The organism is Escherichia sp. MOD1-EC5950 (assembly GCF_002965345.1).
Lineage (GTDB): Bacteria > Pseudomonadota > Gammaproteobacteria > Enterobacterales > Enterobacteriaceae > Escherichia > Escherichia marmotae.
Map to the genome: position 1 here is coordinate 1 of NZ_PTSR01000052.1, position 10,195 is coordinate 10,195.

At 50.4% G+C, this 10,195-nt stretch carries 11 protein-coding genes; 7 read left to right on the forward strand and 4 right to left on the reverse strand.

Annotated elements, in window-relative coordinates; genetic code table 11:
* Both BEA93_RS23420 and BEA93_RS23425 read left to right on the forward strand, forming a co-directional pair.
* The coding region (locus BEA93_RS23420; RefSeq protein WP_236942899.1) for an RHS repeat-associated core domain-containing protein at nt 1–723 on the forward strand (723 nt) is incomplete at its 5' end.
* 10 nt (nt 724–733) lie between these two features.
* Complete coding sequence (locus BEA93_RS23425) at nt 734–1,105, forward strand: hypothetical protein (RefSeq protein ID WP_105225149.1); 372 nt, start codon at nt 734–736, stop codon at nt 1,103–1,105.
* A gap of 65 nt (nt 1,106–1,170) precedes the next feature.
* Here the strand turns inward: BEA93_RS23425 and BEA93_RS26415 are convergent, their stop codons facing one another.
* Nucleotides 1,171–1,347 carry a SymE family type I addiction module toxin gene (locus tag BEA93_RS26415; RefSeq protein ID WP_426472710.1) on the reverse strand — a complete coding sequence of 59 codons (177 nt, stop codon included), beginning with the start codon at nt 1,345–1,347 and terminating at the stop codon, nt 1,171–1,173.
* A 16-nt stretch (nt 1,348–1,363) separates the two neighbouring features.
* Nucleotides 1,364–2,134 (reverse strand): 2-oxoglutaramate amidase, encoded by a 771-nt coding sequence (gene yafV / locus BEA93_RS23435; protein WP_105225150.1) that lies wholly within the window; start codon nt 2,132–2,134, stop codon nt 1,364–1,366.
* Nucleotides 2,135–2,314: 180 nt separating this feature from the next.
* Between yafV and ivy the strand changes: the two genes are divergently transcribed.
* Nucleotides 2,315–2,761 carry an Ivy family C-type lysozyme inhibitor gene (gene ivy / locus BEA93_RS23440; RefSeq protein WP_016248344.1) on the forward strand — a complete coding sequence of 149 codons (447 nt, stop codon included), beginning with the start codon at nt 2,315–2,317 and terminating at the stop codon, nt 2,759–2,761.
* 206 nt (nt 2,762–2,967) lie between these two features.
* Here the strand turns inward: ivy and fadE are convergent, their stop codons facing one another.
* Nucleotides 2,968–5,412 (reverse strand): acyl-CoA dehydrogenase FadE, encoded by a 2,445-nt coding sequence (gene fadE / locus BEA93_RS23445; RefSeq protein ID WP_016262915.1) that lies wholly within the window; start codon nt 5,410–5,412, stop codon nt 2,968–2,970.
* A gap of 239 nt (nt 5,413–5,651) precedes the next feature.
* On the opposite strand from fadE, the gene lpcA reads away from it, so the two are divergent.
* A complete protein-coding gene (lpcA, locus tag BEA93_RS23450; RefSeq protein WP_000284053.1) occupies nt 5,652–6,230 on the forward strand; it encodes a D-sedoheptulose 7-phosphate isomerase in 579 nt (192 codons plus the stop codon).
* 202 nt (nt 6,231–6,432) lie between these two features.
* Nucleotides 6,433–7,200 (forward strand): class II glutamine amidotransferase, encoded by a 768-nt coding sequence (locus tag BEA93_RS23455; RefSeq protein WP_105225151.1) that lies wholly within the window; start codon nt 6,433–6,435, stop codon nt 7,198–7,200.
* Here BEA93_RS23455 and dpaA read toward each other — a convergent pair.
* Nucleotides 7,171–7,911 (reverse strand): peptidoglycan meso-diaminopimelic acid protein amidase, encoded by a 741-nt coding sequence (gene dpaA, locus BEA93_RS23460; RefSeq protein WP_001225687.1) that lies wholly within the window; start codon nt 7,909–7,911, stop codon nt 7,171–7,173. The two genes, BEA93_RS23455 and dpaA, sit on opposite strands and share 30 nt — an antisense overlap.
* Before the next feature lie 312 nt (nt 7,912–8,223).
* On the opposite strand from dpaA, the gene BEA93_RS23465 reads away from it, so the two are divergent.
* Complete coding sequence (locus BEA93_RS23465; protein WP_123057431.1) at nt 8,224–8,976, forward strand: C40 family peptidase; 753 nt, start codon at nt 8,224–8,226, stop codon at nt 8,974–8,976.
* Between the two features lie 175 nt (nt 8,977–9,151).
* On the forward strand, nt 9,152–9,649 hold the full coding sequence (rayT, locus tag BEA93_RS23470) for an REP-associated tyrosine transposase RayT (protein ID WP_016248347.1): 498 nt from the start codon (nt 9,152–9,154) through the stop codon (nt 9,647–9,649).
* Nucleotides 9,650–10,195 lie beyond the last annotated feature (546 nt).

A 10,195-nucleotide genomic window follows, 5' to 3' on the forward strand; every position in this document is an offset into this window, starting at 1 on the left:
GCGGAACAGCCGTACACGCCGGTGGCGGCTGTCACGGGGCGCGGGGAAAGCCGGAAAATCTGGTATTACCACACGGATGTGACGGGCACGGTGCAGGAGGTGAGCGCAGCGGACGGAACGCTGGTGTGGGCGGGCTACCAGGCGGGATTTGGTGAAAACCGGGGCGACATCAGCAACAGCGGGGCGTACTTTGAACAGCCGCTGCGACTGCCGGGGCAGTATTATGATGAAGAGACGGGGCTGCATTACAATCTGTTCAGATATTATGCGCCGGAGTGTGGGCGGTTCGTAAGCCAGGATCCGATAGGGCTGAATGGAGGTATCAACCTCTATGCGTATGTCAAAAATCCGCTTACCTGGATAGATCCATTAGGATTAGCTGGATGTAATGCTCAACAACGTCGCAATATATCTGATCTCCGAAATGGTAAAGATGTCACGGTTAGAAGTGTTGACGAAGCAAGGGCATTATTAGATAACATGCCGGATCTTAGGCCTCATGTTGACAGTTTCCCTGCAAGGTCTGGTGAGCTTTATAGTGGCACCAAATTCAGTGATGTATGGAAACAACCAGCGGGAACATATCGGGGTGATTTATATAATGTGAAAAATCCATTGTCTGATGTTGTTCATAATTCTAAAAACCCATTACACGATAATAATCCGCACTATAATATTATCTTTGGTGATGGTACTAAAGCTGGGATAATTATAGTTCCTTAGTGAGGTTTACATGAGAAATACAATAGATAATAGGATGTTAGGCTCAATACCATTGGTGGAAAGGACAATTGAATCATCTGGAAATGAACTGTTTATTACATATACTATAATTGATGATTTAGATTTCGATATTACACTTAAGAAAACTTATCATTCTTATGAGCAATTGGAAAATTCAGTTGTAGTCTTTTTGTCTGATGAAAAAAAACACAATGAAGATATATTAAGCTGGAGTGATGACTTTTCCATTAAGCAGAAGAAAGCAAAAAAAGAATTGTTTTTAAGATTTGATTCCGGTCGATTATTCCTGCCTGATAACGGAGAAGGATTTATTTTTGATGGAGATGTTAATTATATGAGAACGTGGATAGGTAAACTATAGAATCGTTTGCACTATTTATTTTCATAAGCCGGGGAGATATTAAACCTTCCCGGCTTTTTTATTATTTAACTCTCGTTCATCACACTAAACATCCCGTCCCGCATTCCCTTAACAGACTGTTTAACCTGATAAATTTCCTTCCTCAGTTCCTGTACTTCGTCGCTTTCAGCGATCAGGCTTAGGCATCCCTCCGAGATCTTCACGGTAAGGTTCGTGCCGATCTCAACTCCCGCTTCTCTCACCTATCTGGCGCTGATTTCACCACAACCTGAACTCATCCGCATCCTGCCATGCCGGGAATTTTTCGCGATACTCCCGTAACGCCACCATCGAAAGTTCAGCGTCTATACGCGTAGCCTGATGTGGTTCGGCGGTGGCGATAATCTCGCCTTGCGGATTAATCACCCGGCTGTCGCCGCGATAGTGGCAGCCGTTGCCATCGCTGCCGACGCGATTACATCCCGCGACATACGCCTGATTCTCAATCGCGCGGGCCGTCAGCAATGCTTGCCAGTGCAAAGAGCGCGGGGCAGGCCAGTTGGCAACGTAGATTGCGAGGTCATAATCATTGAGATTGCGCGACCACACCGGAAAGCGCAGGTCGTAGCACACCAGCGGCAAAATACGCCAGCCGCGCCATTCCACAATCACTCGCGCATTGCCCGCTTTATAATGCAGATGCTCATCTGCCATTCGGAACAGATGACGCTTATCATAAAAATGTACCGTGCCGCCCGGCTCAACCAGCAAAAAGCGGTTAACCGAACCAGACTCCGTTTGTAATGCAACACTGCCTGCAATCAGCGCATTGCACTGCTGCGCTTTGGCTGTCATCCAGTTCACTACGTCATCTTGTGCTAGCGACGAAGCTGCCGCTTCCATGGCAAAGCCGCTGGTAAACATCTCCGGTAGAACGATCACATCGCGCCCGGTAATACCTTCCAGTTGACGATCAAAATGGCGCAGGTTGGCAGGACCATCCATCCACACCAACGGTTGCTGCAAAAGCGTAATCTTCAAACCAGGCACGGTGTACAACTCCTTTATTTGAGGGGTTTTATAACTTTAACACTTTATCGGGTTATTACCTTACTGCGGTAGAGATTGATAACAAATGCTGATATTGGAAATATCTTATTTGCAAATTACTGTGTTATAGCCAATCTTTAGGGCGTTAATAACATGGGCAGGATAAGCTCGGGAGGAATGATGTTTAAGGCAATAACGACAGTCGCCGCTTTGGTCATCGCCACCAGTGCAATGGCGCAGGATGATTTAACCATTAGCAGCCTGGCAAAGGGTGAAGCCACCAAAGCAGCGTTTAATCAGATGGTGGAAGGGCATAAGTTGCCCGCCTGGGTGATAAAAGGCGGTACTTATACCCCCGCGCAAACAGTGACGTTGGGAGATGAGACGTATCAGGTGATGAGTGCGTGCAAACCGCATGACTGCGGCTCGCAACGTATTGCGGTGATGTGGTCCGAGAAATCTAATCAGATGACGGGGTTGTTCTCGACCATTGATGAGAAAACGTCACAAGAGAAACTCACCTGGCTGAATGTGAACGATGCGCTTTCGATTGATGGTAAAACGGTGCTGTTCGCCGCGTTGACCGGCAGCCTGGAAAACCATCCGGATGGCTTTAATTTTAAATAATTAGCGGATAAAGAAACGGAGCCTTTCGGCTCCGTTCTGATTGTTGACAAAGTACGCGTTGTTCATGCCGGATGCGGCGTGAACGCCTTATCCGTCCTACAAAATCGTGAAAATTCAATATATTGCATGAATCACGTAGGCCTGATAAGCGTAGCACATCAGGCAATCTTACGTTTGTCATCAGTCTCAAATGAAACCTTTCGGCATTACGCAGCTTCAACTTTCCGTACTTTCTCCGGCAACTTTACCGGCTTCGTCGCCAGCTCTTCCGGGTCAAAGTCATCAACGTTAATACTGCGCAGACGGCTCTCTTCTGCTTTTACCAGAATGGCGGCTTCATCTTTATCAATCAGCCCCTTCGCCAGCGCGTTGTGCGCCAGTTCATCCAGACGGGTAAACGGCAGGTTTTTACCCAGCTCTTTACAGATGCGCTGATGAATGGGGTCGGCGGCAATCACATCCACCAGTGCCTCTTCCAGCAAACCAACCGGATTATGCTCGCTCGGCGTCAGATACTGACCGCGGCCAATGCGTGAACGGGTGGCGTTTGGCACTTGTAAAATCTTCGCCACTTTATGATCCAGCTTGTCAGATGGTGCCAGATAATGACGTCCGGTCGGGAAGATCACCACATTCAGCAACCCGGCAACCACGCGGTTCGGGAAGTTTTGCAGTAAATCGTCCATCGCCTGTTCAGCCTGATACAGTGCATCTTGTACGCCCCAGTGCACCAGCGGCAGGTCAGCTTCATTGCGGCCTTCATCGTCATAACGCTTCAGAACGGCGGAGGCGAGGTAAAGCTGGCTTAAAATATCCCCCAGACGTGCCGAGATACGTTCACGACGTTTCAGGCTGCCGCCCAGTACCGCCATCGAGACATCAGAAAGCAGGGCGAGGTTGGCGCTCAGGCGGTTCAGGTGCTGATAATAACGTTTAGTCGCATCGCCGGTTGGCGTGCTGCTGGTTAAACCGCGCGTCAAACCAAGCCAGAAGCTGCGAACTTTGTTGCTACCGACGTGACCGATATGTTTGAACAGCAACTTATCAAATGCGTTAACGTCATTATTTTTCGCCGCTTCCATCTCTTCCAGCACATACGGATGGCAACGAATCGCTCCCTGACCGAAGATCATCATGCTGCGGGTCAGAATGTTGGCACCTTCAACGGTGATGGCGATCGGCGCGCCCTGGTAAGCTCGTGCCAGGAAGTTGCTCTGCCCGAGCATAATGCCTTTACCGCCGGTGATATCCATCGCATCAATAATCGACTGCTGCCCGCGATGGGTACAGTGATACTTAACGATAGCCGACAGCACGGCGGGTTTTTCACCGAGCATAATGCCGTAGGTAATCAGCGATGCCGCAGCATCCATTACGTAGGCGTTCCCGGCAATACGCGCCAGCGGCTCTTCAATCCCTTCCATCTTACCGATAGAGATTTTGAACTGACGACGAATGTGAGCATACGCACCGGTTGCCAGAGCCACCGACTTCACGCCGCCGGTTGAGTTGGAAGGCAGGGTGATGCCACGGCCCACCGAGAGACACTCCACCAGCATCCGCCAGCCTTGCCCGGCCATTTTCGGGCCGCCGATAATGTAATCGATCGGTACGAAAACATCTTTGCCGCGTGTCGGTCCGTTCTGAAATGGCACGTTCAGCGGGAAGTGGCGACGACCAATTTCCACGCCCGGCGTGGTGGTTGGGATTAGTGCACAGGTAATACCTAAATCTTCATCACCGCCGAGCAGTTTTTCTGGATCAGAGAGCTTAAACGCCAGTCCGAGCACGGTCGCAATCGGTGCCAGCGTAATGTAGCGTTTGTTCCAGGTCAGACGCATTCCCAGCACCTGCTGACCCTGCCATTCACCCATGCAGACAATCCCGGTATCTGGAATCGCACCCGCATCGGAACCCGCTTCCGGGCTGGTCAGTGCAAAGCAAGGGATCTCCTGACCACGCGCCAGACGTGGCAGATAGTGATTTTTCTGCTCGTCAGTACCGTAATGTTGCAGCAGTTCGCCCGGACCTAATGAGTTCGGCACGCCGACGGTAATCGCCAGGATCCCGCTCACGCCAGAGAGCTTTTGCAGCACGCGAGACTGGGCATAAGCCGAGAACTCCAGCCCGCCGTACTCTTTTTTGATGATCATCGCAAAGAAGCGATGCTCTTTCAGATATGCCCACAGCTCCGGCGGCAGATCCGCCAGCTCATGCGTAATCTGGAAATCATTTGCCATCCGGCAGGCTTCTTCTACCGGACCGTCGATAAACGCTTGCTCTTCAGCAGTCAGGCGTGGTTGTGGATAGTTATGCAGCTTTTTCCAGTCCGGTTTGCCCTGGAACAAGTCACCTTCCCACCAGGTGGTGCCTGCATCAATCGCTTCTTTCTCGGTGCGCGACATCGGCGGCATCACCTTACGGAAACCACGAAACACCGGCGCAGAAATCATCGATTTACGCATAGGCGCAAAGTTAAACGGCACGAGGATAATGGCCAGAGGCACCAGTACCCACGCCGACCACAGACCTGCGACGCCGAGGGCGGCTGTCCAGGCGAGCAAAAGCAGACTGCTGAAAAATAAGCTCACGCGGTGATAAAACAACGCGCCGAGCAGGACAACCGTAGCGAGAATACTCAAAATCATCATAACGAAAAGCCCCTTACTTGTAGGAGGTCTGACCACTTGTGATGATATGGTTGTAGTAGATGTAAAAATATTTAGCAATGTATTTACAATATAATTACAGCAAAGCTCACATTGTTGCTGTTTTTATCCCCACTTCAGGTCAAAAAGTCCTGGCCATTGCGCTGCCCTGGACTTCTCGCTTCTGGCGGTATCCGGTACACTGCATTTTGTCTATTTAATTTATGCTGAAGGATATCCTCATGTACCAGGATCTTATTCGTAACGAACTGAACGAAGCGGCGGAAACGCTGGCTAACTTTTTAAAAGATGACGCCAATATTCACGCCATTCAGCGCGCGGCGGTCCTGTTAGCAGACAGCTTTAAAGCCGGTGGTAAGGTGCTTTCCTGCGGCAACGGCGGCTCCCATTGCGATGCTATGCACTTTGCAGAAGAGTTGACCGGTCGTTACCGTGAAAACCGTCCGGGCTATCCGGCGATTGCCATTTCTGATGTCAGCCACATCACCTGCGTCGGTAACGATTTTGGATTTAACGATATTTTCTCCCGCTACGTTGAAGCGGTAGGTCGCGAAGGTGACGTGCTGCTGGGGATCTCCACTTCCGGTAACTCTGCAAACGTGATCAAAGCGATCGCGGCGGCGCGTGAGAAGGGGATGAAAGTGATCACCCTGACCGGTAAAGACGGCGGCAAAATGGCTGGCACAGCGGATATTGAAATTCGCGTTCCGCACTTTGGCTATGCCGACCGTATTCAGGAAATTCACATTAAAGTGATCCATATTCTGATCCAGTTAATCGAAAAAGAGATGGCTAAGTAAGTCTGGCGTAGGCCGGATAAGGCGTTTACGCCGCATCCGGCATTTGTGCGCTGATGCCTGATGCGACGCTGACGCGTCTTATCATGCCTACAAATCTGTACCCGAACTGTAGGCCGGATAAAACGTTTACGCCGCGTCCGGCCAGAAAATCCTTAAACCAATCTTCGCCGGGGGCATCCCCCTGCTGTTGTGGAGGTTACCGATGTGCGAACTGCTCGGGATGAGCGCCAACGTCCCAACCGATATCTGCTTTAGTTTCACTGGGCTTGTGCAGCGCGGTGGTGGAACCGGGCCGCATAAAGATGGCTGGGGGATCACTTTTTACGAAGGCAAAGGTTGTCGCACATTTAAAGATCCACAACCCAGCTTTAATTCCCCCATCGACAAACTGGTTCAGGACTATCCGATAAAATCCTGCTCGGTAATCGCTCATATTCGCCAGGCGAATCGGGGCGAGGTGGCGCTGGAAAATACTCACCCGTTTACCCGTGAACTGTGGGGACGCAACTGGACGTATGCGCATAATGGGCAACTGACGGGCTATAAATCACTGGAAACCGGCAACTTTCGCCCGGTGGGCGAAACCGACAGCGAAAAAGCCTTCTGCTGGTTGTTGTATAAATTGACGCAGCGTTATCCGCGCACACCGGGCAACATGGTGGCGGTATTTAAATATATCGCCTCACTGGCGGATGAACTGCGGCAGAAGGGCGTCTTCAACATGCTGCTTTCGGACGGACGTTACGTGATGGCGTATTGTTCAACCAATCTGCACTGGATCACCCGCCGCGCGCCGTTTGGCGTGGCAACGTTGCTGGATCAGGATGTGGAAATCGACTTCAGCTCGCAGACCACACCGAATGATGTGGTCACGGTGATTGCAACTCAGCCGCTGACGGGCAATGAAACCTGGCAAAAGATTATGCCAGGCGAATGGCGCTTATTTTGCCTCGGGGAGCGTGTAGTTTGATGCCAGTTGTGGTTGCACCACTTCGTGGCTCAACGGCTTGCTGACCACGTAACGGCCATTGACGACAGAAACCGTCGGTGGCTTACGAGTCTGTTCAAAGTAGTCGTATCCCGGCTTCAGTTGTTCCCAGAAGTCCTTAAAGTTGGAATACTTATGGCGCTTCATATTGGCGTCGGTCATGCGGAAAGGATAAATGCTCACCTGCACACTCGGCTGACCAAACACCAGTGCGCCAGTAACGAACTGGAAAATCTCATCAATACCCTGATTGGTCATCGCGTAGCAACCAATAGAAACACAATCGCCGTGAATCATCAGGTATTTCCCTTCGTAACCATGCGCGCGGTCATAGGCGTTGGGGAAACCAATATTAATTGCTTTGTAGTAACGGCTGTCTGGTTTTAATTGATTACGCTGAACGCTATAAAACCCTTCCGGACTTTTGAAATCGCCCTGACGCTGTTTGGGGCCTAACCCGCCGGAATATTTACAAATTTTGTAGCTGTCGAGTAATTGATATTGCTCGCCCATTTTGACGTAGAGATCGAGCGTGCGCTCTTCCTTGAAGATTTGGATGTAGACAGGGGATCCCATCAACTGCTGCTTATACTCTTTGCTCACTGGCGTGGTGGAACTACCGCTGCCCAGCAAACTGGCAAACGAAACGCACGGGATCAACAACATCGCAAGAATTAATGCGATTTTACGCATACTGCTTATTCCTTGATAAAACGGTTACACACGCCAGGGCGGCAAAATAGATCCCAAATCGGAATAGTCTGGATTTGGAAGGCTCACATTAGCACCAAAAGAGTTTTACGCAAGCCTGTCGGTGCTGGGTTTACAAATTTAGCATAAGGGGCGATTTTCAAAAGTCCGAAAAGCGGCTGTATAGCGGATTTATTACTTATTTCCTAAGGTTATGAAACTGCAATAGTAATATACAAATAAGCGATTAATAATCCTATTTACCCACCCGCTCCTTTAAAATTATCACCTTCATTCAGCCAGTTTATATCCTTCATGTATTCGTTCTCTCACGGCAGATTTCTGCGCCTGGGCGTGTTTTTTTTGTCCCTTTGGCTTCCTATATTTGCCAACGCCACTCCCGCATCACACACCTCCTTCAGTTACGCCGCCCGCCAGCGGATGCAAAACCGTGCGCGATTGCTAAAGCGATACCACGCGCATCTGAAAAAACAGGCCAGCTACATTGTAGAAGGGAACGCACAAAGCAGAAGGGCGCTGCGCCAGCACAACCGCGAGCAGATAAAACAGCATCCAGAATGGTTTCCTGCGCCGCTCAAGTCGAGTGACAGACGCTGGCAGGCGTTGGCAGAAAACAATCATTTCTTAAGCAGCGACCACCTGCACAATATCACCGAAGTGGCGATCCACCGCCTGGAGCAACAGCTTGGTAAGCCTTACGTCTGGGGCGGCACGCGGCCTGATAAAGGCTTCGACTGCAGCGGGTTGGTTTTTTATGCCTACAACAAGATTCTCGAGGCGAAGCTCCCGCGCACGGCTAATGAGATGTATCACTACCATCGGGCAACGATTGTGGCGAATAACGACCTGCGCCGGGGAGATTTGCTGTTTTTCCATATCCACAGCCGCGAGATAGCCGATCATATGGGCGTGTATCTGGGCGATGGGCAATTTATCGAGTCGCCACGTACCGGCGAAACCATTCGGATAAGCCGGTTAGCTGAACCTTTCTGGCAGGACCATTTTTTAGGTGCTCGGCGGATTTTGACGGAAGAGACGATTTTGTAGGACGGATAAGGCGTTTACGCCGCATCCGGCAATTGTGCTCCGATGCCTGATGCGACGCTGGCGCGTCTTATCATGCCTACAAATCTGTGCATTTTTGCGAGCCGCTTTCCCGATATAACATAACCTCATTGTCGACTTTTCCTTTTCTTCTTACTGTTGAGAAAAAGGAGTCGCTATGTCTGAATATCGTCGTTATTACATCAAGGGGGGAACCTGGTTTTTCACGGTAAATTTACGGAATCGTCGAAGCCAGCTTTTGACCACCCAGTATCAGATGCTCCGTAACGCCATTGTTAAAGTTAAGCGAGCCAGACCTTTTGAAATTAACGCCTGGGTAGTTTTGCCGGAGCATATGCACTGTATCTGGACATTACCCGAGAGCGATGATGATTTTTCTTCTCGCTGGCGGGAGATTAAAAAGCAATTCACCCATGCTTGTGGATTGCAAAATATCTGGCAACCGCGTTTTTGGGAGCACGCCATCCGCAATACCAAAGACTATCGCCATCATGTTGATTATATTTATATAAATCCAGTAAAACATGGCTGGGTAAAGCAAGTAAGTGATTGGCCATTCTCAACGTTTCATCGCGATGTCACGAAAGGGTTATATCCCATCGATTGGGCGGGAGACGTAATGGATTTTAGTGCCGGGGAGCGTATCATTTTGTAATTGTGCGCTGGTGCCGGATGCGCTTACGCTTATCCGACCTACAAATCTGTGCTTTAACCGTAGGCCGGATAAGGCGTTCACGCCGCATCCGGCAATATGCACCGATGCCGGATGCGCTTACGCTTATCCGGCCTACAAATCGTGCTTTAACCGTAGACCGGATAAGGCGTTCACGCCGCATCCGGCAATATGCACCGATGCCGGATGCGCTTATGCTTATCCGACCTACAAATCGTGTTTTAACCGTAGGCCGGATAAGGCGTTCACGCCGCATCCGGCAATATGCACCGATGCCGGATGCGCTTACGCTTATCCGGCCTACAAATCGTGCTTTAACCGTAGACCGGATAAGGCGTTCACGCCGCATCCGGCAATATGCACCGATGCCGGATGCGCTTATGCTTATCCGACCTACAAATCGTGTTTTAACCGTAGGCCGGATAAGGCGTTCACGCCGCATCCGGCAATATGCACCGATGCCGGATGCGCTTACGCTTATCCGGCCTACAAATTTGTGCCTTAACGGTAGGCCGGATAAGGCGTTCA

Excerpts from the sequence above, each read along its gene's own strand:
- BEA93_RS23425 (WP_105225149.1), top strand. The coding sequence starts at position 734 with ATGAGAAATACAATAGATAATAGGATGTTAGGCTCAATACCATTGGTG.
- ivy (WP_016248344.1), top strand. The coding sequence starts at position 2,315 with ATGTTTAAGGCAATAACGACAGTCGCCGCTTTGGTCATCGCCACCAGT.
- fadE (WP_016262915.1), bottom strand. The coding sequence starts at position 5,412 with ATGATGATTTTGAGTATTCTCGCTACGGTTGTCCTGCTCGGCGCGTTG.
- lpcA (WP_000284053.1), top strand. The coding sequence starts at position 5,652 with ATGTACCAGGATCTTATTCGTAACGAACTGAACGAAGCGGCGGAAACG.
- BEA93_RS23455 (WP_105225151.1), top strand. The coding sequence starts at position 6,433 with ATGTGCGAACTGCTCGGGATGAGCGCCAACGTCCCAACCGATATCTGC.
- dpaA (WP_001225687.1), bottom strand. The coding sequence starts at position 7,911 with ATGCGTAAAATCGCATTAATTCTTGCGATGTTGTTGATCCCGTGCGTT.
- BEA93_RS23465 (WP_123057431.1), top strand. The coding sequence starts at position 8,224 with ATGTATTCGTTCTCTCACGGCAGATTTCTGCGCCTGGGCGTGTTTTTT.
- rayT (WP_016248347.1), top strand. The coding sequence starts at position 9,152 with ATGTCTGAATATCGTCGTTATTACATCAAGGGGGGAACCTGGTTTTTC.